This is a genomic window from Propioniciclava flava (assembly GCF_004126535.1).
GTDB lineage: Bacteria > Actinomycetota > Actinomycetes > Propionibacteriales > Propionibacteriaceae > Propioniciclava > Propioniciclava flava.
This window is the reverse complement of record NZ_PPCV01000001.1, coordinates 476,701-503,365: the sequence shown is the minus strand read 5'-3', so window position 1 is coordinate 503,365 and position 26,665 is coordinate 476,701. Positions and strand designations below refer to the sequence as shown.

The 26,665-nt window shown below is 67.8% G+C and carries 23 protein-coding genes; 17 read left to right on the top strand and 6 right to left on the bottom strand.

Features of this window, described 5'->3' with window-relative positions; all coding sequences use genetic code 11:
* The first annotated feature begins 34 nt into the window (after nt 1-34).
* Nucleotides 35-1,192 (top strand): ROK family transcriptional regulator, encoded by a 1,158-nt coding sequence (locus tag C1706_RS02335; protein WP_129457576.1) that lies wholly within the window; start codon nt 35-37, stop codon nt 1,190-1,192.
* A gap of 34 nt (nt 1,193-1,226) precedes the next feature.
* A complete protein-coding gene (locus C1706_RS02330; protein ID WP_129457575.1) occupies nt 1,227-2,705 on the top strand; it encodes an FGGY-family carbohydrate kinase in 1,479 nt (492 codons plus the stop codon).
* Between the two features lie 89 nt (nt 2,706-2,794).
* Here the strand turns inward: C1706_RS02330 and C1706_RS02325 are convergent, their stop codons facing one another.
* From C1706_RS02325 to glgX, 4 genes are all read right to left on the bottom strand, one after another.
* Nucleotides 2,795-3,457 carry an NUDIX hydrolase gene (locus C1706_RS02325; protein ID WP_129457574.1) on the bottom strand — a complete coding sequence of 221 codons (663 nt, stop codon included), beginning with the start codon at nt 3,455-3,457 and terminating at the stop codon, nt 2,795-2,797.
* The gene (glgB, locus tag C1706_RS02320) at nt 3,458-5,401 is read right to left on the bottom strand and encodes a 1,4-alpha-glucan branching protein GlgB (protein WP_129457676.1); all 1,944 of its coding nucleotides are present in this window, start codon (nt 5,399-5,401) and stop codon (nt 3,458-3,460) included.
* 1,276 nt (nt 5,402-6,677) lie between these two features.
* On the bottom strand, nt 6,678-8,813 hold the full coding sequence (locus tag C1706_RS02315) for an alpha-1,4-glucan--maltose-1-phosphate maltosyltransferase (protein ID WP_129457573.1): 2,136 nt from the start codon (nt 8,811-8,813) through the stop codon (nt 6,678-6,680).
* 9 nt (nt 8,814-8,822) lie between these two features.
* Nucleotides 8,823-10,952, bottom strand: a complete 2,130-nt coding sequence (gene glgX, locus C1706_RS02310; RefSeq protein ID WP_129457572.1) for a glycogen debranching protein GlgX — start codon at nt 10,950-10,952, stop codon at nt 8,823-8,825.
* Between the two features lie 111 nt (nt 10,953-11,063).
* Here glgX and C1706_RS02305 point away from each other — a divergent pair, with 111 nt between their 5' ends.
* The 5 genes from C1706_RS02305 to C1706_RS02285 are packed head-to-tail and all read left to right on the top strand — an operon-like array spanning nt 11,064 to nt 16,626.
* Nucleotides 11,064-12,197: an aminotransferase class V-fold PLP-dependent enzyme gene (locus C1706_RS02305; protein ID WP_206660930.1), complete on the top strand. Its 1,134-nt coding sequence runs from the start codon at nt 11,064-11,066 to the stop codon at nt 12,195-12,197.
* Between the two features lie 60 nt (nt 12,198-12,257).
* Nucleotides 12,258-13,331, top strand: a complete 1,074-nt coding sequence (gene mnmA, locus C1706_RS02300; protein ID WP_129457571.1) for a tRNA 2-thiouridine(34) synthase MnmA — start codon at nt 12,258-12,260, stop codon at nt 13,329-13,331.
* Nucleotides 13,331-14,299: a uroporphyrinogen decarboxylase/cobalamine-independent methonine synthase family protein gene (locus tag C1706_RS02295; RefSeq protein WP_129457570.1), complete on the top strand. Its 969-nt coding sequence runs from the start codon at nt 13,331-13,333 to the stop codon at nt 14,297-14,299. The genes mnmA and C1706_RS02295 overlap by 1 nt, the downstream gene beginning before the upstream one ends.
* 34 nt (nt 14,300-14,333) lie before the next feature.
* Nucleotides 14,334-16,409 carry an NAD-dependent DNA ligase LigA gene (gene ligA / locus C1706_RS02290; RefSeq protein WP_129457569.1) on the top strand — a complete coding sequence of 692 codons (2,076 nt, stop codon included), beginning with the start codon at nt 14,334-14,336 and terminating at the stop codon, nt 16,407-16,409.
* A 10-nt stretch (nt 16,410-16,419) separates the two neighbouring features.
* Nucleotides 16,420-16,626, top strand: coding sequence for a hypothetical protein (locus C1706_RS02285; protein WP_241653376.1), 207 nt, complete (start codon nt 16,420-16,422; stop codon nt 16,624-16,626).
* Between the two features lie 109 nt (nt 16,627-16,735).
* Here C1706_RS02285 and C1706_RS02280 read toward each other — a convergent pair whose 3' ends face one another.
* A complete protein-coding gene (locus tag C1706_RS02280; RefSeq protein ID WP_129457567.1) occupies nt 16,736-17,383 on the bottom strand; it encodes an ACT domain-containing protein in 648 nt (215 codons plus the stop codon).
* Between the two features lie 141 nt (nt 17,384-17,524).
* Between C1706_RS02280 and gatC the strand changes: the two genes are divergently transcribed.
* The 5 genes from gatC to C1706_RS02255 are packed head-to-tail and all read left to right on the top strand — an operon-like array spanning nt 17,525 to nt 22,368.
* Entirely contained in the window at nt 17,525-17,857 is a 333-nt protein-coding gene (gene gatC, locus C1706_RS02275) for an Asp-tRNA(Asn)/Glu-tRNA(Gln) amidotransferase subunit GatC (RefSeq protein ID WP_129457566.1), read from the top strand.
* Nucleotides 17,854-19,371: an Asp-tRNA(Asn)/Glu-tRNA(Gln) amidotransferase subunit GatA gene (gene gatA, locus C1706_RS02270; protein WP_129457565.1), complete on the top strand. Its 1,518-nt coding sequence runs from the start codon at nt 17,854-17,856 to the stop codon at nt 19,369-19,371. The genes gatC and gatA overlap by 4 nt, the downstream gene beginning before the upstream one ends.
* Nucleotides 19,372-19,374: 3 nt before the next feature.
* Nucleotides 19,375-20,862, top strand: coding sequence for an Asp-tRNA(Asn)/Glu-tRNA(Gln) amidotransferase subunit GatB (gene gatB, locus C1706_RS02265; RefSeq protein ID WP_129457564.1), 1,488 nt, complete (start codon nt 19,375-19,377; stop codon nt 20,860-20,862).
* A gap of 2 nt (nt 20,863-20,864) precedes the next feature.
* Complete coding sequence (locus C1706_RS02260; RefSeq protein WP_129457563.1) at nt 20,865-21,254, top strand: VanZ family protein; 390 nt, start codon at nt 20,865-20,867, stop codon at nt 21,252-21,254.
* A 40-nt stretch (nt 21,255-21,294) separates the two neighbouring features.
* Nucleotides 21,295-22,368: a PfkB family carbohydrate kinase gene (locus C1706_RS02255; RefSeq protein WP_129457562.1), complete on the top strand. Its 1,074-nt coding sequence runs from the start codon at nt 21,295-21,297 to the stop codon at nt 22,366-22,368.
* A 101-nt stretch (nt 22,369-22,469) separates the two neighbouring features.
* On the opposite strand, the gene C1706_RS02250 is transcribed toward C1706_RS02255, so the two are convergent.
* Nucleotides 22,470-23,102, bottom strand: a complete 633-nt coding sequence (locus C1706_RS02250; RefSeq protein ID WP_164987388.1) for a TIGR03085 family metal-binding protein — start codon at nt 23,100-23,102, stop codon at nt 22,470-22,472.
* Between the two features lie 118 nt (nt 23,103-23,220).
* On the opposite strand from C1706_RS02250, the gene hisI reads away from it, so the two are divergent.
* The 5 genes from hisI to trpC are packed head-to-tail and all read left to right on the top strand — an operon-like array spanning nt 23,221 to nt 26,662.
* Nucleotides 23,221-23,574, top strand: a complete 354-nt coding sequence (hisI, locus tag C1706_RS02245; protein WP_129457560.1) for a phosphoribosyl-AMP cyclohydrolase — start codon at nt 23,221-23,223, stop codon at nt 23,572-23,574.
* On the top strand, nt 23,571-25,085 hold the full coding sequence (locus tag C1706_RS02240) for an anthranilate synthase component I (protein ID WP_129457559.1): 1,515 nt from the start codon (nt 23,571-23,573) through the stop codon (nt 25,083-25,085). Before hisI ends, C1706_RS02240 begins: the two co-directional genes overlap by 4 nt.
* Nucleotides 25,075-25,653: a Trp biosynthesis-associated membrane protein gene (locus C1706_RS02235; RefSeq protein ID WP_129457558.1), complete on the top strand. Its 579-nt coding sequence runs from the start codon at nt 25,075-25,077 to the stop codon at nt 25,651-25,653. The genes C1706_RS02240 and C1706_RS02235 overlap by 11 nt, the downstream gene beginning before the upstream one ends.
* Nucleotides 25,650-25,856: an HGxxPAAW family protein gene (locus C1706_RS02230; RefSeq protein ID WP_129457557.1), complete on the top strand. Its 207-nt coding sequence runs from the start codon at nt 25,650-25,652 to the stop codon at nt 25,854-25,856. Before C1706_RS02235 ends, C1706_RS02230 begins: the two co-directional genes overlap by 4 nt.
* Before the next feature lie 5 nt (nt 25,857-25,861).
* Nucleotides 25,862-26,662 carry an indole-3-glycerol phosphate synthase TrpC gene (gene trpC / locus C1706_RS02225; RefSeq protein WP_129457556.1) on the top strand — a complete coding sequence of 267 codons (801 nt, stop codon included), beginning with the start codon at nt 25,862-25,864 and terminating at the stop codon, nt 26,660-26,662.
* Nucleotides 26,663-26,665: the final 3 nt, after the last annotated feature.

Sequence of the window (26,665 nt, the reverse complement as noted above, 5' to 3'; positions counted from 1 at the left end):
GGGCGAGGAAGCCCCCGTCGAGCAGGAGGAATGCATGGGCACCGGAGTCACGCGCAGTATGACGCGCGCCATCTACGACTTCATCTGGCGCCATGAGCCGGCCACCAAAAACGAGATTGCGGCGGCCCTAGGAATCAGTCTTCCCACGGTGTCGAAGTACCTCACCTACTTCGCCCGTGAAGGGCTGATCGATGTCGGAAGCAAGCTCTCCTCAGGGGCGCGAGGGGGCCGGATCCCCATCGGGTACGTCTGCCGCGACAACGGCCGGTTCGCTATCGGGCTCGACGTCACGGCCGAACGCACCCGGTGCGTGGTTCTCAACGTGCGCGGCGAGGTGTTGGCTAACCGGCGGACGCCGCGGGCCTACAGCCGCGACGACGACTACTTCCGCTTTCTCGGCGAGGAAGTGGCCGCCGTCGTGGCAGAGTCTGGCATTGAAGAGCGCCGCATCCTCGGCGTCGCAATCGGGGTGCCGGGCCTGATCGATGAGGCTTCCGGGGTGCTCTACTTCGGACGAGTCATCGACAACCTGGGATTAAGCATCGCCGACTTTGGCCGCTACATTCCCTACTCGTCGCGGCTGGTACACGACTCCGAGGCCGCAGGGTTCGCCGAGTTCTGGGAGCGCCCCACCGACACCAACGCCTACTACATCAGCCTCGGTAAAAGCGTCGGCGGTTCGTTCCATCAGCGGGCCGCCTCACATCGAGGCGAGCGGGGGCTCACCAGCGAGGTCGGACACATGCGGATCCATCCCCAAGGAAGGCTGTGCTACTGCGGTCGCTATGGCTGCATGGACCCGTACTGCAACTCCCGAGTCCTGGCCGCATCCGGTGACGGATCGGTCGGCCTCTTCTTCGAGCGGCTGCGCTCGGGAGAGTCGGCAGCCGTGCGCGCCTGGGACGACTACACCAGCGACCTGGCCATCGTCATCCACAACGTCCGGGTCATGTTTGGGTCACGGATCATTCTTGGCGGCGATGTCGGAGCCAAATGCGGACCGGACCTGGAGCCGTTGTGGCGCAAAGTTGACGATCTCAGCTTCCTGCCCAGCGACTCGCGCAGCTTCCTACGGGCCTGCACCGTGACCGAATACCCGATCGCGCTGGGCTCGGCACTGCACGTGGTTGACCAATTCCGTAATGACCCGGACCGGTTCGCCCTTCCGCGGTCACGCACTCGCGGCGCCTGAGGCGCCATCACAGAACAGAAAGGAGAGCACCGCCATGGAGACCGTGCTCGGTATCGATGTGGGAACCTCCAGCACCAAGGGCGTGCTGACGACCCTGTCAGGGGAGGTGCTGTCCTCAGCCGTGCGAGAGCATCAGGTGTCACGCCCCCGCACCGGTCACGTCGAAATGGATCCCGACGTGTGGTGGGAGGAGTTCTGCTCCCTCAGCACGGAACTCGTGACGAATCAGCCCGACGCGGAGGTGAAGGCCGTCGGCGTGTCCGGTATGGGGCCATGCCTCGCGCTCGTGGACGGTGAGTATCGGCCCGTACGCCCAGCGATCCTCTACGGTGTCGACACCCGTGCTACCGAGGAGATTGCCGAATGGAAGGCTGAACTCGGCGGCGACGATGCGCTCCTAGAACGGTGCGGGTCCACGCTGACCACCCAGGCCGTCGGCCCGAAGGTGGCATGGGTGGCGCGTCACGAACCGGACGCCTACGCACGCGCGCGACGGTTCTTCATGCCGGCGAGTTGGCTGGCATTCCATCTGACCGGCGCCTATGTGCTCGATCACCAATCGGCGTCGCAATCCACGCCCCTGTACGACATCGAGCAACGTCAGTGGTACCGCCCTTGGGCTGACCGCATTGCTCCCGGGATCGAGCTTCCCGAACTGAAGTGGGCCGGGGACGTGGCAGGCCAGGTCACTTCGGAGGCGGCGGCCCTTACCGGGCTGCCGGTCGGCGTCCCGGTGACGGTCGGCACGATTGACGCCTGGTCCGAGGCACTGTCAGTGGATGCCCACAATCCGGGTGACCTCATGCTCATGTACGGCACGACGCTGTTCTTCATCAACACGGTCACGGAGCCGGTGCGCGACGTGTCGTTGTGGGGGACGATCGGGGCTCTGGAAGGGACCCGGAACGTCGCGGGTGGCATGGCGACGTCGGGCGCCATCACCGGGTGGCTGCGTGAGCTGTTCGGTTCGCCCGATTACGCAACGTTGGTCGCCGAGGCCGACGCAGTTGGGGTCGGGGCGCACGGCCTGATCATGCTGCCGTACTTCGCCGGGGAGCGTACCCCCCTGATGGATCCGGAGGCCCGCGGTGTCGTGGCGGGCCTATCCCTCAGCCACACGCGAGGCGATCTGTACCGCGCAGCCCTGGAGGCCACCGGTTTTGCTGTGCGTCACAACATCGAGGCCATCGAACAAGCGGGTGGATCGATCGAGCGGATTGTTGCGGTAGGGGGCGGCACGAAGTCGGACGTCTGGGCGCAGATCGTGACCGACATCACCGGTCGCCCGCAGGTGATCCCGCGCGAGAGCATCGGGGCAAGCTACGGCATCGCCTGGTTGGCGGCCCAGATCGTCACCAGCGTGGCCGCGGCACAGTGGAACCCTCCGGTGCGCGTCCTCGAACCACGAGCTGACTATCGGGAGGCGTACGACGCATTGTATGACCTCTTCCGGACGCTCTACCCGGCAACTGCCTCCATCACCCACGCGCTCGCTGCGCGGCAGTTCAGCTGAACGGGGACATGACACAGCCGCTCACCGCCGAGGCAGGCGCGTCGCCGAGGCGTGAGCGGCTACGTTCCACCAGCCGAGGGCTCGGGCAGCTATAGCTGCCTGATGCCCGCCTCGGTGTACCACGTGGCACCCTCGCGCGCGGCGGCCAAGGCTGAATGCAGCCGGGCGGCCCCGAAGGGCGTCATCCTCTCGCCTGCCTGCTGGGGATCCAGCCAGTGCAGGGCAACGATCTCGCTGCCATCCGGGGCCAAGGACTGCTTGAGCTCCGCTGAGACGACCGTCGTGGCGAACACCAGTTCCACAGCGTCCTCCCAGCCCTTATAGGGACGCAGCCAATCGACGACCAACACCCCGCCGAGGGCAGGGGCGAACCCCATTTCTTCGACCATCTCGCGCGTGCATGCCTCACGAGGTGACTCGCCCGGCTCGACCAAGCCCCCCGGGAATTCCCAATCCCCTTTGAACGAGGTCTCGCACAACAGCACGAGCCCCGCAACGTCTTGGACCAGCGCGTGCGCGATGAGGCGTTTGCGCGGGGTGATCGAGTTCATCACCCAGGTGGACGCCTCAGGGCCGACCGGGTCGTCGGCGAGTCGCCCGTAGACGAGCTCATCGACCCACCCATGTTCGGTTCGGCGCGCCTGGCGTAGGCGCCCTTCCAGCTGGAACCCACGCCGATGCAGCGCGCGTCGTCCCGCCACATCGTCGGCCGCGACGTGCTCCTCTTGGCGCCGCGGCTCCCCGCCTTCCACCTACGCCGTCAACTCCGCGCCCGTCGAAGCGGTAGCGCGACGCGGGGCCGGCTCGTCGCCGTCGTAGCGCAGGATCACCGCACCGAGCGGTGGCACCTGAACCTTGGCGCGGGCCGGGAAGTCGCCCCACGGCTCGGCGGTTGCGGTCACCTCGCCGAAGTTGCCGATGCCCGAACCGTCATAGAGGGTGGCGTCGGTGTTGATGATCTCGCTCCAACGGCCCGCCTGCGGCAGGCCGATCTCGTAGTCGTACCACGGCTCGGAACTGAAGTTGACCACGACGGCCAGCCGCTGATCCGCGGCGTCGCTACGCACCCAGGCGTACGTGTTGTGGCCGGCGTCGTCGGCGTTGATCCACTGGAAGCCCGCCGGATCCCCGTCCAACTGCCACAAGGCGGGATGCGCGCGGTACACCGCGTTGAGGTCCTTGATGAGCTGCTGCAAGCCGTGGTGGCCCCACAGATCGGACACCCACCATTCCAGGCTCACCGCCTCGTTGAACTCCGAGCGCTGCCCGAACTCCTGCCCCATGAACAACAACTGCTTGCCCGGGAAAGCCCACATGAAGGCGTAGAACGCGCGCAACGTCGCAAACTGGCGCCAGGCGTCCTGGGGGATCTTGTTGATCATCGACCCCTTGCCGTGCACCACCTCGTCGTGGCTGATCGGCAAAATGAAGTTTTCGGAGTACTGGTACACCATCGCGAACGTCATCTCGTGGTGATGCCACTGGCGATAGATCGGCTCCAGGGCCAGGTAGCGCAAGGAGTCGTTCATCCACCCCATGTTCCACTTCATCCCGAACCCGAGACCACCCAGATTGGTGGGCTGCGTCACGCCGCTGAACGACGTCGACTCCTCGGCGATCATCGTGATGCCGGGAACTCGCTCGTACAGGTGCCGGTTCACGTACCGCAGGAAGTCGATGGCCTCCAAGTTGTGGTTTCCGCCGAACTCGTTGGGCACCCATTCGCCCTCGTTGCGGCTGTAATCCAGATACAGCATGGACGCCACCGCGTCCACGCGCAGCCCGTCAATGTGGAACTCGGTCGCCCAGTACAAGGCGTTGGAGACCAGGAAGGACTTCACCTCGTTGCGGCCATAGTTGAAGATGTAGGTGCCCCAGTCCTTGTGCTCGCCCTGACGCGGGTCGGCGTGCTCGTACAAGGCGGTACCGTCGAAACGGCCCAACGCCCACTCATCCTTGGGGAAGTGGCCCGGGACCCAGTCGAGAATGACGCCCACACCCGCCCGGTGCAGCCGGTCGACGAGGTAGCGGAACTCGTCTGGCTTGCCCAGGCGGCTCTCGGGGGCGAAGTAGTTGGTGACCTGGTAGCCCCAGCTCGGCTCGAACGGATGCTCCGACACCGGCAGGAACTCGACGTGGGTGAACCCCTGCCACGTCACGTACTCCACGAGTTCCTCGGCCAACTCAAGATAGGTCTTGCCCTTGCGCCACGAGCCCAGGTGCACCTCGTAGATGCTCATCGGCTCGACCTGCATGTTCTTGCTGGCGCGCTTCGCCATCCACTCGTCGTCGTCCCAGCCGAAGGCGCTGGTGTAGACGATGGACGAGTTCGCGGGCGCCTGCTCGGCGAAGAACGCCATCGGGTCGACCTTCTCGTGCCAGACTCCGTCGGCACCCAAGATGTTGAACTTGTACAGCGTCCCGTCGCCGACGCCCTCGACGAACGTGGCCCACACGCCGGTGCCCGGGATACGGGTCAGGGGATCGCCGGTCCACCAGTTGAAGTCCGCGTTGATCCGCACGTCGGTGGCGTTCGGTGCCCACACCGCGAAGCGGGTGCCCGTCAACTCGCCGCGCTCCTCGTCGTGCACCGTCACGACGTGCGCGCCCAGACGCTTCCAGACCTCGGTGTCGCCACCGTTGTGGAAGCCCTCCAGATCCCAGCCCTGCAGGCCACCGTGCGAATCGTGAGACATGGTCACTCCATTCCATTGGGGCCGTGCTGGGGTGACGACCCCGCCGACGGCCTCGATGGCGCGCAGCGGGATGTCGACCCAGTCGGGCCGGTTGCGTACTTCGTACACCACTTCGTAGATGGCTTTGTCGACGACGTAGCCGGCCAGCAGATCTGATCGGGGCTGGGCGTCACCACAGTAGCCCGCCAAGAAGGCGTCGCGGGCCGTATCCGCCCAGCTGATCGCCGCCTGCGATGTGGGATCGCTATGTGCCGAGCGCGCATAGTCAAACGAGCGGATCATGCCCGCCACGTCGCGCCACGGAGAATCGAACGCTCGCCGCTCGGCGGCCGTCTTGGCAGGCTCGCCCTCGAAGTCGATCAGGGTCCAGCCCGCAGGGGAGGAGAGGGTTTGCCCCAGGTGGAAATCCCCGTGGATCCGCTGCGCGGTGATCGTTTGCCCGCGCAACGCATCGAAGGCCGCGGCCAAGGCGTCCGCATACGGGAGAAGCTGCCCGGCGGCGTCGAGGGAGGTAGCGAGGCGTCGCCGCATCTCCTCGGCGACAGCGTCGCCTGCGATGGTGCGCGTCCCGAAAGCCTCGGCGAGGCGGGTGTGCACCTGAGCCAACGCCTCACCCAGGGCCCGCGCCCGGTCGCTGAAGTCCTCCTGCGCCGCGCAGGCAGCACAAGCCAACTCCCAGCCGTCCGTAGCGTCGGCGACACGCTCGATGATCATGCCTGCATCGGTGGTCTCCCCAGCGGGCCACACCACCTTCAGCCGCGAGAGCACCGCGGGCGCGCGGAACCCACGCAGCGCGATCAGCACCTCCGCGTCGAGGTTGGGGCCCGGCTCGACCCGACGAAACAGTTTGTACAGGTGGGTGGTGCCCAACGTCAGCGTCGTATTCGACTGTTCACCGCGCCACACCCCCACCGGAAGGTGCGCGAACTGTGGTGCCGTAGTCACCACGAACGCGGACAACGCGTCGGGGTCGGTGGTCGCATCCACGACCTGATCCCCGCCCAGGATGCCCAAGACGGTGCCCTGCGGCTTCGCGTCCGCGGGGTAGTAGGCGACGAGCAGGTGGTAGAACTCCTGGTGCCCGTCCGGGAAGGAGAGCGTCGCGATCTCGCTGCGGACGGCCGGAACAGCGTCGGTGGGGGTGTACCAGCCCAGAGGGGTCAGGGCCGTGACGTGGGCCCCGGCACCCTTCCCGCCGAACCACCGCACCGTTTCCAGGTGCCGCATCCACGCCTGCATGAGCGGAGTCACGAGAACCTCCTCCAGCCCGAGTCGATCAGCCAAGCGACAAGACGTGGGCCGGACGCGACGGCGTCAAGCGGACGAAGTTGCTCGCCCCCCACACGTACGACTCACCGGTCAGTTCGTCCCTCACCGGCAGCGTCGCCTGATCGCCACGACCCAGCGCCTCCAGATCCAGATGGACCTCGGTCTCGACAGCGTTGTCCGGGTCGAGAGACACCACGCACAGCACGTAGTCCTCACCGTCTCGCTTGGAGTAGGCCAACACTTGATCGTCGAGCGCAGTGTGGAAGTGGATCTGACGCAACTGCTGCAAGGCCGGGTGCGCGTCCCGGATCGCGTTCAGGGTGCCGAGGAGGACGTTGAGGTTCGGCTCGGCGGTGAAATCACGGGGGCGATACTCGTACTTCTCGGAGTTGAGGTACTCCTCGCGGCCAGGAGCCAAGGCCTCGTGCTCGAACAGCTCAAACCCCGAGTAGACCCCCCATGCGGGCGAGAGCGTCGCCGCCAGGATCGCCCGGATCGCGAAGATCGCCGGGTTGCCCGACTGGAGGTGGAAAGGGTTGATGTCGGGGGTGTTGACGAAGAAGTTGGGACGGTAGAAGTTGGCCATCTCACCCGACAGTTCGCCCATGTACTCCTGGATCTCCTGCTTGTCCACGCGCCAGGTGAAGTAGGTGTAGCTCGACTGGAAGCCCACCTTCCCGAGAGTGTGCATCATCTCCGGCGTCGTGAACGCTTCGGCGAAGAACAACACGTCGGGGTCCGTCTGGCGAAGCTGGGCGAAGATCCACGCCCAAAACTGCACCGGCTTGGTGTGGGGATTGTCGACGCGGAAGATCGAGATGCCATGGCTGATCCACAACTTCAAGATGCGCAGGACCTCGTTGTACAAGCCCTGGGGGTCGTTGTCGAAGTTGATCGGATAGATGTCTTGATACTTCTTCGGCGGGTTCTCCGCGTACGCGATGCTGCCATCCAGGCGCGTGGTGAACCACTCGGGGTGCTCGCGGACCCAGGGATGATCCGGGGACGCCTGCAAGGCGAAATCGAGGGCGATCTCCAAGCCCAACTCGTGTGCGCGGGCGACAAAGGCATCGAAGTCCGCGAAGGTGCCGAGGTCGGGGTTGATCGCATCGTGTCCGCCGTCGGCGTTGCCGATGGCCCACGGCGAGCCCGGATCGTCCGGGTGGGCGTCCAGGGTGTTGTTCTTACCCTTCCTGAAGGCGTGACCCACCGGGTGGATGGGGGGGAGATAGACGACGTTGAAGCCCATCGCGGCGATGGCGTCCAGACGACGGGCAGCAGTCTCGAACGTGCCAGACGTCCAGGTGTCGGTGGCGGCGTCGTAGCGCGCGCCTTCGGAACGCGGGAAGAACTCGTACCAGGACGCGTACAGCGCGCGCTGACGATCGACATACAAGGGAAAGTCGGCGGTGGGCGAGACCAGCTCACGCGGTCCGTAGGCGCGCATGGCCGTCGCGAGGCCGTGGCCGGAGGCCACATCGAGAAGGTCGGCGGCAGGTCGTTCGGGGATCAGCAGCAGCGCGGTTGCGCTCAGGATCGAGGCCTGGACGGGGTCGCCGGCCGCCAGGGCGTTCGCGGCAGTACGTTCCAGCAGGTCGCGACCCTCCAGGCATACCAGGGGGACATCGACGCCGACCGGCAGCTTGGCCTGGGCCGTATGGAGCCACGTCCCCCACGGATCCGACCAGCCCTCGACACGGAAGTGCCACAGGCCCTGCGTGTCGGGACGAACCCACGCCTCCCACGGATCCAGGCCGCGCGGTTCCAGCGGCTCCATGTCGTGACGGGTCTGCTGCCCGGAGGGGTCCGTAAGGATGACCGAGGCATTAACGGCGTCGTGCCCCTCGCGAAACACCTTGGCCCGAATCGGGATGGCTTCGCCGACGACCGCCTTAGCGGCGTAGGCACCCCCCTCGATGACCGGCTCCACCTTGGTCACGGGGATCCGCCCGATGCCACGCGGCGGGGTCGGGATCGAGCCCAACACCACCGCAATAGCGGGCTCGGACGCCGCGGTGCGAGGCGGCTCGGCTGCGGCCCGAGTAGACCGGCCACTGGGCCGCGGTCGGGACGCCGAAGGCGTTGAAGGCGTGGCGCTGGCCGGGGCTGCGGCCGGGGGCTGGGGCTTGCGTCGCGAGGTCACGTGCCCACGCTACTGCACCCCCACACTGCTCGGCAGGGTTGTGTGACGCTTGTGAGAGACGTCTGCCGCCAAGACCACGACGGTCTGCGCGGGAACCTCGACGACATCTCCCGGCTCGAACCTGTCCTGGGGGAACTCGCCGGGCTCTCCGGTGTGCGCCACGAGGGAGTAACCGCTGGACCAGGGGGCTCCCGGAAGTGTCAGGCCCACCTCGCCCCCCGCGTTGAAGAAGACCAGGAATGCCTCCTGGGCATCGGCGAGATACATGCCAAGACAGCGACGATCGCCGTCGTGCCAATCGGCGATCGACATCTCGCCGCCGTTCTCGTTGAACCAGGCCGACTCCGTGCGGCCCAGGCCCAACGCGTCCTCGCCCCTCACCTCGGCGCGGGAGCGGAACCGACGAGCTCGCAGCACCGGGTGCGCGGCGCGCAGGGCGAGCAGGGTGCGGGTCAGCTCAAGCTGATCGCTCCAGGCGTCGTCGGGGGTCCAGTTCACCCACGAGATCGGGGAGTCTTGGCAGTAGGCGTTGTTGTTGCCGAGTTGGGTGCGCCCCATCTCGTCGCCTGCTGTCAGCATCGGTATGCCCGTGGCCAGCAGCAGGGTCGCCATCATGTTGCGGACGGTGCGGTGACGTGCCGCGTTGATCTTCTGGTCGGCGGTCTCACCCTCGAAGCCATGGTTCCACGAGCGGTTGTCGTCGGCGCCGTCGCGGTTGCGTTCGCCGTTGGCCTCGTTGTGCTTCAGGTCGTAGGTGACCACGTCCCGCAACGTGAAGCCATCGTGGGCGGTGATGAAGTTGAGCGAACTGGTCGCGGGGCGGCCCTCATGATCGAAAATGTCCGAGGAACCCGCCAGCCGTGTGGCCAACTCCTCCACGCCGGACACTGCTCCCCGCCAGAAGTCGCGCGTGAACCCGCGGAAGCGGTCGTTCCACTCGCTCCAAGGGCGTCCCCAGCGTCCGAGCTGGTAGCCGTACGGTCCCAGGTCCCAGGGCTCGGTGATCATGATGGTGTCGGCCAGCACTGGATCGGTCGTCAGGGCCTGCTTGAAGGCGTGGTCCTGATCGACATGGTGACGGTTGTCGCGGATCAGCGTCGTACACAGGTCGAACCGGAAGCCGTCAACGCCCATGTCGGTCACCCAATAGCGCAGGGAATCCAGCACCAGATCCAGCACGCCCGCCTTGGACGTATCCACCGCATTGCCGCATCCGGTGACGTCGTAGTCGTTGCGCAAGTCGGAGGTGAGCCGGTAATACCCGGCATGGTCGATGCCCCGGAAGCTCAGCGTCGGACCATCATGGCCGCCCTCGGCGGTGTGGTTGTAGACCACATCCATGATCACGGCGATGCCCGCGTCGTGCAACGCCGACACCATCTCCTTGAACTCGCGTACCTGTTCGCCGAGGGTTCCCGAACTGGAATAGGGGGCGTGGGGCGCGAAGAACCCGAGCGTGTTGTAGCCCCAGTAGTTCACCAGCCCCTTGTTGGCCACGAACGGCTCGGACACAAACTGGTGCAGGGGGAGGAACTCCACGGCGGTGACGCCCAACTCGGTGAGATGGTCGATCACGGCGGGGTAGGCCATCCCGGCATAGGTGCCGCGCAAGTGCTCGGGTACGGCGGGGTGGAGCCGCGTGAACCCCTTCAGATGCGTCTCATAGACAACCAGGTCTTCGGGATTCGGCACGGCGCGAAGCGGACGGGGAGGTTCGGTGTCGGCCACGACGACGCTGAGGGGGACCGAAGCGAAGGAGTCGCGCGCATCAGGCAGGTAGTTCGATTCGGGGGTGTGGTCGCTGATGGGTCCCGCGTAATCCACGCCGCCCGTGATGGCGCGTGCGTACGGGTCGATCAGCAGCTTCGCCGGATTGAATCGTTCGCCGGTCACCGGGCTCCAGGGGCCGTGGACGCGGTAGCCGTAGCGCTGCCCTGCCTCCACGCCGGGCAGGAACACCATCCATACGCCGTCGGGCTGGCGGGTGAGATCGTGGTTCGTCTGTTGGCGATCCGCGTCCACCAAAGCGACCTCGACGCGCGTGGCACGCGGCGCCCACAAGGCGAAATTCGTGCCACCCTCGTGGACGTGCGCACCCAGAAGGGAGGAGTCGACCGGTGGTGTCAGGGCCGTGGTCACTGAGTTCGCTCTTTCGTCGTCGGTAAGGGGAGGCGGCGACCCATTCTGCCTCAGGCCGGGGAGGGGTTCCACTTGCCGAACCGCGTGCCGCCTAGACTGCCGCCGGAGGACATGATGCGTCACTATCTGGATCACGCTGCGACATCACCGCTGCGTCCCTCGGCGCTGCACGCCATGACGTCGGCGTGGTCGCAGATCGGCAACCCGAGTTCGCAGCACACCAGCGGCCGCGCCGCGCACGCCCTCTTGGAAGACGCCCGCGAGCAACTCGCCGAGGCGGTGGATGCGCATCCGAGCGAGGTCATCTTCACCGGCGGCGGAACGGAAGCCGACAACATGGTGGTGCTGGGCGGCGCGACGGCAGGACGCAGTGGGGGACGGCCCCAGGTGGCCGTTTCGGCGGTGGAGCATCCTGCAGTTCTTGCGGCCGCCCATGCGCTGGGGGCTGCCGCGCACATCCTCCACGTCGATACGACCGGACGCGTGACGGAGCCCTCGCTCGCGGGCCTGGCCCCCAACACAGCCTGGGTGTCGGTGATGTGGGTCAACAACGAAACGGGCACGATCCAACCCTTGGCGTCGGTCGTCGAGGCCGCCCGTCGCGTGGGTGCATCGGTGCACAGCGACGCGGTGCAAGCGCTGCCGCACCTGAACGTGTCCTTTGCCGACTCCGGCCTGGACGCGATGACCATCAGTGCGCACAAACTCGGCGGACCCGTCGGCGTCGGGGCGCTGATCGCTCGGCGCGATGCCCCCCTCGCCCCCGTCTCGCGCGGCGGGGAGCAGGAGCGGCGGCTGCGCTCGGGCACGGTCCCCGTCGCCCTCGCGGCGGGATTCGCTGCCGCGGCAGCCGAGACGGTGGCGCACCGCGCCGACGAATCGCAGCGTCTGGCTGTGCTGCGCGCGCGCCTGGTCGCTGGCCTGGAAGCGCTGCCGCGGGTGCACGTCAACGGTGGCGAGGCTGTCTGCCCGGCGATCGTGAACGCCACCTTCGAGGGCACGCGCGCCGACGATCTGCTCCTCATGCTGGACGCGGCAGGCGTGGACGCCTCGACCGGTTCGGCCTGCACCGCGGGTGTCCACCAACCCAGCGAGGTGCTGCTCGCCATGGGGCGTAGCGAAGCCGAGGCGTCCGCGTCCCTGCGCTTCTCGCTGGGGTGGACCAGCACGGACGCCGACGTGGACGCGGTCCTCGTGCTCCTCCCCGACGCCCTCGTGCGGGCGCGGGCCGCCGCGAAGCGGTGAGGGAGACCGCCTAGACTCGGTGACCGGTCGAGCGGCTCGACCGTGGAGGCAGGAGGGGCAATGCGGGTCTTGGTGGCGATGTCGGGCGGTGTCGACTCGTCCGTGGCGGCGGCGCGCATGGTTGCCGACGGTCACGACGTCGTTGGCGTTCACCTGGCGCTCAACCGCAACCCGCAGGCCTACCGCTCGGGGGCGCGCGGTTGCTGCTCCCTGGAGGATTCCCTGGACGCACGCCGGGTCGCCGACACCCTCGGCATCCCCTTCTACGTGTGGGACCTTTCGGAACGGTTCGCCGCCGACGTCGTGGACGACTTCGTCGCCGAGTATGCGGCCGGACGGACACCGAACCCTTGCCTGCGTTGCAACGAGAAGATCAAGTTCTCTGCGGTGCTGGAACGCGGCCTGGCCCTCGGCTTCGACGCGGTCGCGACAGGCCATTACGCCCGGCTGGACGGCGAAGGGGAGCAGGCGCGTTTGTGGCGCGCCGCCGACGCCGCGAAGGATCAAAGCTACGTGCTGGGGGTGCTCACCCACGCCCAACTGCGACGCTCCCTGTTTCCGCTGTACGGGACGGTGAAAGCCGACGTGCGCGCCGAGGCTGAGGCGTTGGGGCTACGCACGGCCCACAAGCCGGACAGCCACGACATCTGCTTCATCCCCGATGGGGACACGGCGGGCTTCTTGTCCCGGGCGCTGGGGGAGCGTGAAGGCGACATCGTGGACACCGCAGGGCGGGTGGTCGGCTTCCACAGCGGGCACCATCAGTTCACGGTGGGGCAGCGCCGGGGCCTCCACCTGGGGGTGCCCGCCGAGGACGGCCAGCCGCGCTATGTGCTGGGGATCTCCCCGGTCACCAACACGGTCACCGTCGGCCCGCAGGAGGGGTTGGCCATCACGCGCATCGACGGGATCCGCCCGACCTGGGCCGTGCCGAAGCCCCGCCTCGGCCAGTGGCGCGGGCTGGTCCAGGTGCGTGCTCACGGTGCGCCCCTGCCCGCCACGATCGACGCCGACGCGGACACGATCACCGTGACGCTCGACGAGCCTGCCTACGGGATTGCGCCCGGTCAGGCCGCGGTGACGTACGACGGCGATCTCGTCGTCGGTGCGAGCACCATCGCGGCGGCCCGGTAATGCGCACCTCCGGGCTGGGTTCTTTGCCGGGAGCCGACGTCGCCGGGGGCGTCCGATTCGCGTTGGAGGCATCCTCCCTTCCGTGGCTGCCCGAGTTTCCCGCTCGGGGACCGTGGGCGGGCATGATCGGCCGCACGCTGGGCATGCTGGAGGGCATCGGCGCCTCCCTGCTGGCCGGGGAGTGGTCGTTCACGGCCGTCTCAGGTGTCGATCAGCGGCGGGCCCGCGCCACCATGCGCGATGACCTCGATGTGCTGGAGGAGAACGCCCAAGGTCTCACCGGGTCGTTGCGGGTCACCGCGGCCGGGCCCTGGACGCTGGCCGCCTCAACCCTCCTTCCGCGCGGTGGCCATGTGGTGGGGGACGCCGTGGCGCGCCGCGACCTGGCCCAGTCGTTGGCGGTCGGAGTGGGCGAACTACGCGAGGAGATCGAGCGACGCCTGCCCGCGGTCACGGTCGCGCTCCAAGTCGACGAACCGGCGCTGCCCGCCGTGTTGGAGGGCGGAATCCGCACCGAGAGCGGCTACGCCCGCTACGCGGCCATCGAGAAAGAGGAGGTCGTGGGGGCGCTGAGCGGGCTTCAGGGCGACGTTCTGCACTGCTGTGCGCCCGGCCTCGACCCCAGCGTCGCGGTAGGGGAGCACGGGGCCGGGTTCCGCGCGCTTTCCCTTGATGCGGCACTGCTGACGCGCGCCGACCTCGACCGCTGGGGGCCGCTGCTGGAGGCGGGCAAGGAACTATGGCTGGGCTGCGCCGACGCGAGGACGCCGCGGGCCCCGCATCCCGACGCGCTCACCGCGCGCGTGCTGCGGGATCTACGGCCCTTGGGCTTGAGTGAGGTGACCGCCGCCGCTGTGGTGCTCACGCCGTCGTGCGGGCTGGAGTCGTGGCCGATCGATCAGGTGGGCCCGTTGTTCACCGCGTTGCGCACCACCGCCGACCGTCTCGATGAGGAACTCACCCGCTAGCGGGAACGTCAGGGGCGCGCGGTAGGTTTCCTTCGTGACCGATCCCCGATCCCGCCACGCCGAGTTGGCCGCCCAGATCAACGACGCGCGTTTCCAGTACTACGTGCTGGACAACCCGACCCTCACTGACGCGAGCTTCGACGCGATGATGGCCGAACTGACGGCGCTGGAGGAGGCCGTTCCGGAATTGCGCACCCCCGACTCGCCTACTCAGCAGGTGGGCGGCGCGGTGTCGGCGACGTTTGCCGAAGTCGAGCACCTCGTGCCCATGATGAGCTTGGACAACGCCTTCTCCACCGCCGACGTCGAGCACTGGTACTCGCGCCTGGGCAGCGTCTCGGCGTTGCTGTGCGAGGTCAAGATCGACGGCCTCGCGCTCGATCTCGTCTACCGGGATCGACGCCTTGCGGTCGCCGCGACGCGAGGGGACGGCCGTTTCGGCGAAGACGTCACCGCGAACGTGCTCACGATCGCCGACATTCCTCAAACGTTGCCCGCGCACGCTCCCGACTTGCTGGAGGTGCGCGGGGAGGTGTTCATGCCGCCCGCAGCCTTCGCCGCGCTGAATGAATCCTTGATTGCGGCGGGGAAGGCGCAGTTCGCCAACCCGCGTAACTCTGCGGCGGGATCCCTGCGGCAGAAGGACCCCCGCGTCACGGCATCGCGGCGGTTGCGCTTCTACTGTCACGGGATCGGGGCCACCAGCGGGGAACCGGTCGCCACGCAATCGCAGGCCTACGCGGCACTGTCCGGATGGGGGTTGCCCATCAGCCCCCACAATGAGGTGGTGCCGGGCCTGCCCGAAGCCCTGGCCTACATCGCCCGACAAGAGGCGCACCGCCACGACCTTGAGCACGAGATGGACGGGGTGGTCCTCAAGGTCGATGATCTGGCCCGGCAGGCCGATCTGGGCAGCACCTCGCGGGCACCGCGCTGGGCGATCGCCTTCAAGTACCCGCCCGAAGAGGTCAATACGAAACTGCTGAGCATCGAGGTCAACACGGGTCGCACCGGCCGCGTCACCCCCTTCGGTGTGATGGAGCCCGTCGTGGTGGCTGGCTCGACGGTCGCGATGGCGACCCTGCACAACGCCCACGAGGTAGCGCGCAAAGACGTCCGCCCAGGCGACACCGTTGTTCTGCGTAAGGCAGGCGACGTCATCCCCGAGATCGTCGGCCCCGTCCTCGCGCTGCGTCCGGCCGGGTTGCCTGCTTGGGCGATGCCGACGCACTGTCCCAGTTGCGGGACTCCCCTGGTCGAGGTCCGCGAAGGGGACAAAGACCTGCGCTGTCCCAACACGCGCACCTGCCCCAGCCAACTGCGCGAACGGCTGTTCCACCTCGCCTCACGGGCCGCCTTGGACATCGAGGTGCTCGGCTGGCAGGCTGCCGACGCCCTGCTGGCATCTGGGCTGGTGACCGATGAAGGTGACCTGTTCGATCTGGGCCCCGAGGATCTGCTGCGCGCCGACTTCTTCACACGGATCGACCCCAAGTCCAAGCAGCGCGTCCTGACGGCGAACGCCACCAAGCTGTTGGTGAATCTGGAGGCGGCCAAACATCGCCCGTGGGTGAAGTTCCTGGTGGCCCTCTCGATTCGGCACATCGGCAAGGGAGTGGCTCCCATCGTCGCCCGCGCATTCCCCAGCGTGGATGCGCTCGCGGCGGCCACCGTGGAGGAACTCGCTCAGGTCGAGGGGGTGGGCCCCACGCTGGCCGCCTCCGTCGTGGAGTGGTTTGCGGTGGACTGGCATCGCGCGATCGTCGAGAAGTGGCGCGCTGCGGGGGCGATCCTCGCCGACGAGCCTGCTGATGCCGAGGGCGCTGTCGAGGCGATGCCCGCCACGTTGACGGGGCTCACCGTGGTGGTGACCGGATCGGTACCCGGCTACACCCGAGACGGCGCCAAGGAGGCCATCCTCGCCCACGGGGGCAAGGCGGCCGGGTCGGTGTCGAGCAAGACGTCGGTGCTGGTGGCAGGGGAGTCGTCCGGTTCGAAGTACGCCAAGGCCGAGGCGCTCGGCGTCCCGATCTTGCCGGCCGAACGCTTCGCCGACCTGCTCACCTCCGGGGCTGCGGCCTACGCCGGTGACGCTCCGGCCGCCGAGTAGGCTGGTGGGCGTGGAGGGACTCAACAGCGACCTGGACTTGAACGGTGACGTGTCGCCCCGCGTCATGCCCGTCGTGGGCGAATGGGGTCCAGCCGACGTCCCATCGACGCGCAGCAAGCAACGCCAGTGGAAGCTGGTGATCGTCGCCGCCGTGGTGGCTCTCATCGTCGTCACGCTGTTCGGCTACTTCGCCTACCTCCAACTGCGCGGCTTCTGACCTCGCCTGAGGCGGGCACACGTCGGCGTCCGGACATCTCGGTGAGGCCGGCGGCCAGAGACCAGAGCGATCCGGAGGCACCCTCGGATCGGGTGCTCGACCGGCCAGGTCAGGCGTGCGGGGTGGGCGCCAACGCGACGCGGTCACTGGCCAGCATCGCCAAGTGGCGCAGGCGGGCGACCTCAGACGCGCGGAACTCCGGCCCGGAACGCCCCACCACCAGGACGCAACCATCGCGCAGCGGTGCCGTCACGGTGACCTGTTCCCCCCAGCCATCGCAGAACCCAGCGGGGAACTCGCTGGTGTGAGCCGTGTCGACATCCCCGAGCAGTTCCCGTGCGAGACCTTCTCCGGGTGCCAGCGGGGTGCGGTGATGGACGCCGCCACTGGAGGTGTCCACGATCATCGCCCACGAGGAATGGAACGCGGCAGGCGAGAGGTCGGCCAGTACCTCACCGGCGGTGTCCGGGCTGGCCAGCATCGCATCCAGGACGTCGACATCGGCGGTCACGCTGCGGTTCTCGGGATAGAAGGAGACCCACATCACCTCGACGTCGCTGAGCGAGGCACACGCGCTCACCAGGGTGTCGGGACGGACGCCTTCGGGGAGGTCCACCATGAAATCGTCGATGACCAGGCCGCCGCCCTTCTCGATGATCTCCACCGAAGAGATGTCGGCCTGGGCGTCACCGAGCGCCGAGGCGACAGTCCCCAGGGAGCCGGGGCGGTCAGGCAGGATGACGCGCAACAGGTACATGGTCCCTTGATACCCGACCCGCTCCCATCCTCCAAGGGGACGCGGCGGTCGCGTCACGGACCCGTAACGCTGCAGGGTGCGTCGAGGGGCGTTCTGCGCGTCGGCGGGCGCGACGGTGCGGAGGCCGGAACGCCATCTAGGATGGCGGGGTCACCGATCCACACGTCAGGAGTGTCCGTGGCTCTGTCCACTGAGGAGGTCGCCCGTCTCGCCGGGCTGGCCCGCATCACCGTATCCGCCGAGGAGTTGGCCACGATCGCGCCACAACTCGACATCGTCCTCGATGCCGTCGCGTCGGTCTCGGAGGTGGCGAACGCGGACGTTACCCCGATGACGCATGCGCTGCCGCTGACCAACGTGTTCCGCGACGATGTGGTGCGGCCTGGGCTTACCCGTGAGCAGGCGCTCGCGATGGCACCCGCGGTGGAAGAGGACCGCTTCCGTGTGCCGCGCATCCTGGGGGAGGAAGCATGACCGACGTGATCCGCCTGACCGCCGCCGAGTTGGGGCGAAAGATTGCGGCCCGGGAACTCACCGCCGTTGCGGTGACCCAAGCGTTCTTGGATCAGATCGCCCGCAACGACGACGCCGTCCATGCGTTCTTGTACGTGGACGCCGAGGGCGCTCTCGCTCAAGCGGCTGCGGTCGACGCCCGCCTGGACGCAGGGGAGACGATGGGCCCGCTCGCCGGCGTCCCGCTTGCGCTGAAGGATCTGTTCACCCAGGCCGGCCTTCCCACCACGGCAGGGTCGCGGATGCTGCAGGGCTGGCGTCCGCCTTATAGCGCCACCGTGACGCAGCGCCTGATCGATGCGGGCATCGTCATCCTCGGCAAGACCAACCTGGACGAGTTCGCGATGGGTTCCTCCACCGAGAACTCCGCGTTCGGTCCCACGCACAACCCGTGGGATCTGGCGCGCATCCCCGGCGGGTCCGGCGGTGGCTCCTCGGCGTCTCTGGCGGCGTTCGAGGCACCCCTGGCAATGGGCACCGACACCGGCGGCTCCATTCGCCAGCCCGCCTCGGTGACGGGAACGGTCGGGGTGAAGCCGACCTACGGCGGGACCTCCCGCTTCGGCGTCATCGCCATGGCCTCCAGCCTGGATCAACCCGGGCCCTGCGCCCGCACCGTGCTCGATGCCGCCTTGCTGCATGAGGTGATTGCCGGACACGACCCGCTCGACTCGACCTCCATCGACGCCCCCGTCCCGCCCGTGGTGGAGGCGGCCCGCTCCGGCGACGTCTCCGGCATGAAGATCGGGGTGGTCACGGAACTGGGCGGAGAAGGCTACGCCCCCGGCGTGGAGCAGCGCTTCGGCGAGGCACTCGACCTGCTGCGGGCGGCGGGCGCCGAGATCGTCGAGGTGTCCTGCCCCCACTTCAGCTATGCCCTGGGCGCCTACTACCTGATCATGCCCAGTGAGGTCAGCTCCAACCTGGCCCGCTACGACGGCATGAGGTATGGCCTGCGCGCGGGCGACGACGGTTCGCGAGGCACCGAAGAGGTGATGGCGCTCACCCGTGAGGAGGGGTTCGGCGCCGAAGTGAAGCGCCGCATCATCTTGGGCACCTATGCCCTGAGCTCGGGCTACTACGACGCCTACTACGGCTCGGCTCAAAAGGTCCGGCGGCTGATCGCCGACGACTTCGACGCCGCGTTCGCGCAGGTGGACGTGCTCGTCTCGCCCTCCACGCCGACGACCGCGTTCCGGATCGGGGAGCGCATCGATGATCCCCTGGCGATGTACAAGTCGGATCTGTGCACGATCCCGTCCAACATGGCAGGCAACGCGTCCGGTTCTTTCCCGGCGGGTCTTGCCCCCGAAGATGGGCTGCCGGTCGGCTTCCAGGTCATGGCTCCGCCGTTGGCCGACGACCGCGTCTACCGCGTGGGCGCAGCGCTGGAACGTGCCGTGGCCGAGCGTGACGGCGGCGTCCTCACCGATCAGATCGCGGCACGCTGGGTGCCGCAGGCGCAGGAGGCCTGAGTGATGGCAGAGCTGATGGATTACGACGAGGTGCTGGCCCGCTTCGATCCGACGCTGGGGCTGGAGGTGCACGTCGAACTGAACACCGCCACCAAGATGTTTTGCGCCTGCGACAACTCTCCGGGGGGCGAGCCCAACACGAAGGTGTGCCCGGTCTGCCTGGGGCTGCCGGGATCGTTGCCGGTCGTTAATGGCCGCGCGGTGGAGTCGGCGATCCGGATCGGTTTGGCGCTGGGCTGCTCCATCGCCCCGTGGAGCCGGTTCGCGCGCAAGAACTACTTCTACCCCGACATGACCAAGGACTTCCAGACCTCGCAGTACGACGAACCCATCTGCTTTGACGGGCACGTCGATCTGCTGGTGGACGGGCAGACCTATGGCATTGAGATCGAACGCGTCCACATGGAGGAGGATGCGGGCAAGCTCACCCACGCCGGGGCCAGCGGACGCATCCAGGATGCCGACTACAGCCTGGTGGACTACAACCGGGCCGGGACCCCGCTGATGGAGATCGTGACCAAGCCGATCGGTGGCCTGGGCGCTCACACTCCTGACGTGGGCCGGGCTTACCTGGCTCACCTGCGTGACCTCATGGTGGCGCTGGGGGTTTCCGATGCGCGGATGGAGGCCGGAAACCTGCGCTGCGACGTCAACATTTCGCTGGCTCCGAAGGGGGCGACCGAACTGGGCAAGCGCACCGAGACCAAGAACGTGAACTCGCTGCGTGCGGTCGAGGATGCGCTGCGTTACGAGATCCGTCGCCAGGGCGCCCTGCTGAGCGCGGGCGGCTCGGTGACGCAGGAGACCCGGCACTGGAACGAGCAGGGCTGGACCAGCCCGGGCCGCTCGAAGGAACAGGCCGAGGACTACCGCTACTTCCCTGAGCCGGATCTGGTGCCGGTTGCGCCCAGCGCCGCCTGGATCGAGGAACTGCGGGCGACCCTTCCCGAACCGCCCGCCCAGCGCCGAGCCCGGCTGCAAACGCAATGGGGTTTCACCGATCTGGAAATGCGCGACGTGGTCGGTACGTCTGGGTCGCTGGATCTCATCGATGCCACCGTGGGCGCGGGAGCGTCGGCGTCCTCGGCGCGCAAGTGGTGGCTGGGCGAATTGGCGCGCCGTGCCAACGAAACAGACGCTGAACTGGCAGACCTCCCCATCACCCCGGCGCAGGTGGCGCGCGTCCAGGCTTTGGTGGATGCCGGGACGTTAACTGACAAGCTCGCTCGTTCGGTGTTCGAGGGCGTCCTCGCCGGAGAGGGCGACCCGGACGCGGTCGTCGCCTCTCGGGGGCTAGCTGTGGTCTCCGATGACGGGGCGCTGGGGGAGGCCGTCGATGCCGTCATCGCCGCACAGCCGGATGTCGCCGACAAGATCCGGGCCGGAAAGGTTCAGGCTGCCGGAGCGTTGATCGGTGCCGTCATGAAGGCGATGCGCGGTCAGGCGGACGCGGCCCGCGTGCGTGAGCTGATCTTGGAGCGGTTGGCCTAAGGATGGGGGAGCAGCAGCGGAAGCTGGCCGACTGGGTGCTGGTCGTCATCACCGTCGGGGTGCAGTTCTGGGCGCTGTATGCCCCCAGCCTGCCCGATGTCGGTGTGGACGGGATCCCGTTCGTCGACAAGATCGGCCACATCATCATCTTCGCCCTGGCGACGTGGGCGCTGCTGCGGGTGTTCGATCTGCGGCTGGTGATGGCGCTGATGGTGGTTCAACTCGTCGTCAGTGAGGTCGTCCAGGGGCTGTTCCTCCCTGGCCGGAGCGGGGATATCGGCGACGCGATCGCGGACGCCGTCGGGATCGCGGTCGGCTGGTGGACGTGGCGCACGGCAACCCTGCAGGACGGCGACGGCAACACGCAGACGGGATCCGGGCCCGAGGCCTAAGCTGGCAACACCGTTGCCTGCAACCGTCGAAAGGTCGTTGATGGAACTCCGCGAAGATGCTCAGTGGTCCCTGGTCGTTCCCACCTCCATGGGGGTGCGGATCACCCCCGAGAACCGGGCACCCGTCCACACCAGCGACCGGTTCTTCCTGCAGGCCACCAGCGCCGAGACGAACGTCGCGACCGTCGTGTCCTACCTGGGTGAGCCCGCCAAGGTCCTTACCGCGTTCGTTGAGGGCTCTCCGATCTCCACGCTCATCAAAGCCGACCTCCGCAAGCGGAACCTGGCCTATGAGGGCAAGGACTTCCCCCAGGGCGACGCGTGGGGGTACCGCCACCAGTTCAACATCGCCGACTCCGGGTTTGGTGGCCGGGCCCCGCGTGTGTGGAACGACCGCGCTGGCGAGGTCGGCCGGGATCTTGCGTTGGACCAGTTCGATCTTGATCGCCTGTTCGGCGACGAGGGCGTCAAGATCCTTCACCTGTCCGGTTTGATTGCCGCGCTGAGCCCGTCCACGTCCGCGTTCTGCGTGGCGCTGGCCAAGGCCGCCAAGGCGCACGGCACTGCCGTCGCGATGGATCTGAACTACCGCGCCACCTTCTGGAAGGGCCGCGAAGAGGAACTGTCGGCAGCCTTCCACGAGATCGCCGAGAACTGCGACATCCTCTACGGCAACGAAGAGGACTTCCAGCTGTGCCTCGGCATTGAGGGCCCGGAGGCGGGCGGCGACTCCATCGAGGCCAAGATCGAAGACTTCAAGGCCATGATCGGGCGTATCAAGGACGCCTACCCGAACGCGCACTGGATCGGCACGTCGCTGCGCGAAGTCGAAAGCGCCAACCGACACCAGTGGGGCATCCTGCTGTGGAACGACGGCGAGTTCTACCTGGCCCCGCTGCGCGGCATCGACGTCATGGACCGCATCGGTGGCGGCGACGGGTCGGTGGGCGGCGTCTTGTACGGCATCCTGCAGGGTTGGAACGTCGAGAAGTGCGCCCAGTTCGGCTGGGCCACCGGCGCCTTGGCCGCGACCTCCCTCTACGACTACGGCATGCCCGCGGACGAGAAGCAGGTCTGGGACATGTGGAAGGGCAACGCCCGCGTCCAGCGCTGAAGCACGGACACAAACCAGCGACGCCGCTCCCGCCGGGGGCGGCGTCGCTGGTTTGTTGGTGTCCCTATCTGGCAGGTGAACCGGGGGACGGCCGCGGTTCGCTACATCCCTTGGTGGTGGGCGTACAACTCGGCCACATCGGCCTCGTCGCCGATGGCCCGCACCTCGGCCACGGACATGCGGCCCGAGGCGAACAGCAACAGTTCCGAGGGGACCCCGACGAGCGTGATGGTCGTGGCGCCGGGCAGGACGCGCAGGCGTTCGTGGGTGTCGCTGCGCTCCAACACGATCCCACTGGGGGCATCGCGCAGAAACAGCTTCGCCATCGAGGCCAGGCTGCGCGCCACCTGGTTCTCGAACGCCGGGGTGGTCACCCGGGGGCCGTCGCCGTTGGCGCGGCGTACGTCCTCGCCATGGATGAAGAACTCCGCCGTGTTGGCGAGTTCGTCGACACCCGGCAGGGCAAACAGGGAGGGCGGGAGCGGACCACGACGGATCCGGTCCACGAGTTCGCGGTAGTCCCAGCGGCGCAACAGCCGCTCGGTGCGCGAACGGGTGACGCCGCTGAGGGCTGGTAGGAACATGCCGGGCATCGACAGGGGGTCATTTTCCCGCAGCCACAGATGCGCGGCGAGGTCATGGGCGTTCCATCCCTCGCACAGCGTTGGTGCTCCCGGATCGACGGCATCCAACGCGGCGCACAGGGCCGCCCGTTCCAGCTTTGCGAATCCCATAGAGCGAGCGTAGTCGGCCCCAATGGGGGGAGCGCAACTCCCGTCAGGCGATCGCCTTCCCACCCCGCCCGACGGAACCGAGAAGTCCCGTGGGCGACACCGTGGAACAATGGCGGGCATGTCTCACACGCTCGACCCGGTGATCGCCGGAGCCCTCAAGCGCAACGAGGCGGGGCTTGTCGCCGCCGTCGTTCAGGACGCCACCACAGGCGAGGTGCTCATGCAGGCGTGGATGAACGACGAAGCACTCGCCCGCACGCTCGCGACCCGCGAGGCGACCTACTGGTCGCGGTCCCGATCCGAGTTGTGGATCAAGGGCGCCACCAGCGGGCACACCCAGCACGTGCGCAGCGTCCAACTCGACTGTGACGCAGACACGGTCTTGCTGCGCGTGGATCAGGTGGGCGGGGCCTGCCATACCGGCGACCGGACGTGCTTCGATGCGCGCGTTCTGCTGGAGGAGGAGGCGTGAGCGTCACGATCACCCCCGACCTGGCCGGGTTCGCGGCCGCCGCCAGTGAGGGTCGTCGCGTCATCAGCGTCTGGACGCGGCTGCTCGCCGATGACCTCACCCCCATCGGGCTGTACCACCGCCTGTGCGGTCAGCGAGACAACACGTTCCTGCTCGAATCGGCCGAGGCAGGTGTCTTCTCCCGCTACTCGATCGTGGGCGTCAACTCCGCAGCCGTGCTGTATGAAGACCAGGGGCAGGCCCGATGGGCCGGGCGTCCACTCGCGGGCCTTCCTGAGGGCGGGGATCCGCTGGAGGCGCTCGCGGTGACCTTGGAGCGCCTGCACACGCCGCTGGATCCCGACCTGCCGCCGCTGAGTTCGGGGATGGTGGGCTACTTGGGCTACGACGTGGTCAGGCGCCTGGAGAACCTGCCCGACGCCAACCCCGACGATCTCGGCATCCCCGAACTCGTGATGATGCTGGCCTCTGACCTGGCCGTGCTCGACCACCACACTCGGCAGGTGTGGCTGATCGCGAACGCCATCAACTTCGACGACAGCAGCGAGCGGCTGGAGGCCGCCCACGCCGACGCCGTCGCGCGGGTGCAGGCCATGGTGGCGCGGCTGTCCGAACCGGCCGAGTCGCTGCTCGCCTTGCCGCCGCACGAACCGGACAGCATCGACGTCACCCGCCAGCGCAGCGAGCCGGAGTTCGCCGCGGCGGTGCGGGAAGCCGTCGACGATATCAAGGCCGGGGAAGCCTTCCAGATCGTCGTCAGCCAGCGCTTCGAAACCCCCTCACAGACCGATGCGCTGGACGTCTATCGGGTTCTGCGGCTCAGTAACCCCAGCCCCTACCTATACCTGCTGCGGTTGGAGGGGCTGAGCATCGTGGGTTCCAGCCCTGAGGCGCTGGTCACGGTCGCGGACCAGCACGTCTTGACCCACCCGATTGCCGGGTCCCAGCCACGCGGAGCGACGCCTCAACAGGACGCCGAGAACGAGGCACGCCTGCGTAGCGACCCCAAAGAGCGAGCCGAACATCTCATGCTGGTCGACTTGGGGCGCAACGATCTGGGGCGGGTTTGCGTCCCGGGGACGGTGAGCGTGGTCGAGTTCATGCAGGTGCGCCGCTACAGCCACATCATGCATCTCGAATCGACGGTCACGGGCACCTTGAGTCCTGGCCGTACCGCGCTGGAGGCCACGCTGGCCTGCTTCCCCGCCGGCACCTTGTCGGGCGCCCCCAAGGTCCGTGCGATGGAGATCATCGACCGCCTGGAGACCTCACGCCGAGGCCTCTATGGGGGAGTCGTGGGGTACTTCGACTTCGCAGGCAACTCCGACGTCGCGATCGCCATCCGCACGGCCGTGCTCAAAGACGGACGCGCCTACGTGCAGGCCGGTGGGGGCATCGTGGCTGACTCCGTGCCCGCCTCGGAGGATCTCGAGTCGCGAAACAAGGCGGCCGCGGCGCTGCGCGCCGTCGCAGTAGCGGCGGACATCCGGCGGCTGAGCGATGCGGATTGACCCACGCCTGGTGGTCTCTGCTGCCGCCGTGGCGGGCTTGGCTGTCGGGCAGGCGGGTTGGTGGCGGGCCACCACGACAGGCATCACCGGAACACTGAACGATGTCGAGATCTCCGGCGCGGCAGGGACGGGCGGCCTGGCCGCCGCGTTGCCGGGCGTCGCGCTGTCCGCAGTCTTGGCGACGCTCATGCTCGGTCGCGTCGGAACGCGCGTCATGGCTGGGGCTGCGGCTGCAGCGGGTCTGGGCATGGCCATCCTCGGGCTGAGTGCTCCCTTGCCTGTCGCAGAGGCCGTGATCGCGTCCAACCAGGTGGGCATCAGCGTGATGAGTGAGCCGGTCTCGACACTGTGGCCGGTGGGTTTCGGGGTGGCTGGCGTCGGGGTCTGCGTCGCCGCCGCGTGGCTGATGTGGCGACCCCCCAGGCGGGGGCGTCCGGCGTCGCGACGCGCGTCGGAGATGACAGACCCACTCGCGGCTTGGAAAGCTATGGATGCGGGGGAGGACCCCACGACCAACGACGCCGACCGGGGCGCTGATGTCACCGGGCGGGAAGGAGAACTCACATGACGGTCGCGCAGGAGAAGTACCATCACGGTAGGTCCCCCGCGGGGTGGGCTAGTTCCGTCATCGCGATTCTTGGTTCCATTGTCGGCACCGTCGGGTTCTTCATGGACATCAACTGGACAGTGGTCTTCGTCGGGTTCGCGCTGCTGATTCTCGCGCCGATCGTCGGCGGGACGCTGCACAAGATGGGTTACGGAACGGAGTAGGCAACATGGGTGTCCTCGACGACATCGTGGTGGGGGTGCGCGAGGACCTCGCCGAGCGGCAGGCCCAGGTGGGGCTGACGGAACTGCAGACCATCGTGGCGACGATGCCCGCTCCCCGCGACATGCTGGGGCCCCTGGGCGCCCCCGGGCTCTCGGTGATCGCGGAGGTCAAGCGGAGTTCGCCCTCGAAGGGGGCGTTGGCCGACATCCCCGACCCGGCAGCCCTCGCGCGAGCCTATGCTGCGGGCGGCGCCAGCGCCGTCTCGGTGCTGACCGAGCGTCGCCGCTTCGGAGGAGACCTGTCCGACCTTGCAGCGGTACGCGCGGCGGTCGACGTCGGCATCCTGCGCAAAGACTTCGTGGTGACCGATTACCAGGTGTGGGAGACCCGCGCGGCGGGCGCCGACCTGGTGTTGCTGATCGTCGCCGCATTGAGCGACGCGGACCTGGCACGGCTGTATGCGCTCGCGACCAGCCTGGGGCTGACCGTCCTGGTCGAGGTACATACGGCCGAGGAGGTCCGGCGCGCGGTCGACCTGGGGGCACGCCTCATCGGCGTCAACAACCGCAACCTGCACACACTCGAGGTCGACATCGCCCAGTTTGAGAGGCTGTCGGCGCTCATCCCGCCCGATCGCGTCCGCGTCGCCGAGTCGGGGCTGCTCAGCGTTGCCGACGTGGAGCGGGTCGCGGCGGCTGGGGCGGACGCAGTCTTGGTGGGGGAGGCCCTCGTCAAGGACGGCGATCCACGCAGGGCCGTGGCACAGTTCATCGCGGCGGGTACCGCCGCACAGAAGGGGAAGTGATCG

What these genes read in the sequence shown, in the direction of transcription:
- C1706_RS02260 (WP_129457563.1), top strand. Translation starts at nt 20,865, where the DNA reads ATGGGGGAGCAGCAGCGGAAGCTGGCCGACTGGGTGCTGGTCGTCATC.
- glgB (WP_129457676.1), bottom strand. Translation starts at nt 5,401, where the DNA reads ATGTCTCACGATTCGCACGGTGGCCTGCAGGGCTGGGATCTGGAGGGC.
- C1706_RS02235 (WP_129457558.1), top strand. Translation starts at nt 25,075, where the DNA reads ATGCGGATTGACCCACGCCTGGTGGTCTCTGCTGCCGCCGTGGCGGGC.
- C1706_RS02255 (WP_129457562.1), top strand. Translation starts at nt 21,295, where the DNA reads ATGGAACTCCGCGAAGATGCTCAGTGGTCCCTGGTCGTTCCCACCTCC.
- C1706_RS02280 (WP_129457567.1), bottom strand. Translation starts at nt 17,383, where the DNA reads ATGTACCTGTTGCGCGTCATCCTGCCTGACCGCCCCGGCTCCCTGGGG.
- gatA (WP_129457565.1), top strand. Translation starts at nt 17,854, where the DNA reads ATGACCGACGTGATCCGCCTGACCGCCGCCGAGTTGGGGCGAAAGATT.
- trpC (WP_129457556.1), top strand. Translation starts at nt 25,862, where the DNA reads ATGGGTGTCCTCGACGACATCGTGGTGGGGGTGCGCGAGGACCTCGCC.
- hisI (WP_129457560.1), top strand. Translation starts at nt 23,221, where the DNA reads ATGTCTCACACGCTCGACCCGGTGATCGCCGGAGCCCTCAAGCGCAAC.
- mnmA (WP_129457571.1), top strand. Translation starts at nt 12,258, where the DNA reads ATGCGGGTCTTGGTGGCGATGTCGGGCGGTGTCGACTCGTCCGTGGCG.
- C1706_RS02250 (WP_164987388.1), bottom strand. Translation starts at nt 23,102, where the DNA reads ATGGGATTCGCAAAGCTGGAACGGGCGGCCCTGTGCGCCGCGTTGGAT.
- gatC (WP_129457566.1), top strand. Translation starts at nt 17,525, where the DNA reads ATGGCGGGGTCACCGATCCACACGTCAGGAGTGTCCGTGGCTCTGTCC.
- C1706_RS02330 (WP_129457575.1), top strand. Translation starts at nt 1,227, where the DNA reads ATGGAGACCGTGCTCGGTATCGATGTGGGAACCTCCAGCACCAAGGGC.
- C1706_RS02230 (WP_129457557.1), top strand. Translation starts at nt 25,650, where the DNA reads ATGACGGTCGCGCAGGAGAAGTACCATCACGGTAGGTCCCCCGCGGGG.
- C1706_RS02335 (WP_129457576.1), top strand. Translation starts at nt 35, where the DNA reads ATGGGCACCGGAGTCACGCGCAGTATGACGCGCGCCATCTACGACTTC.
- C1706_RS02305 (WP_206660930.1), top strand. Translation starts at nt 11,064, where the DNA reads ATGATGCGTCACTATCTGGATCACGCTGCGACATCACCGCTGCGTCCC.
- gatB (WP_129457564.1), top strand. Translation starts at nt 19,375, where the DNA reads ATGGCAGAGCTGATGGATTACGACGAGGTGCTGGCCCGCTTCGATCCG.
- C1706_RS02295 (WP_129457570.1), top strand. Translation starts at nt 13,331, where the DNA reads ATGCGCACCTCCGGGCTGGGTTCTTTGCCGGGAGCCGACGTCGCCGGG.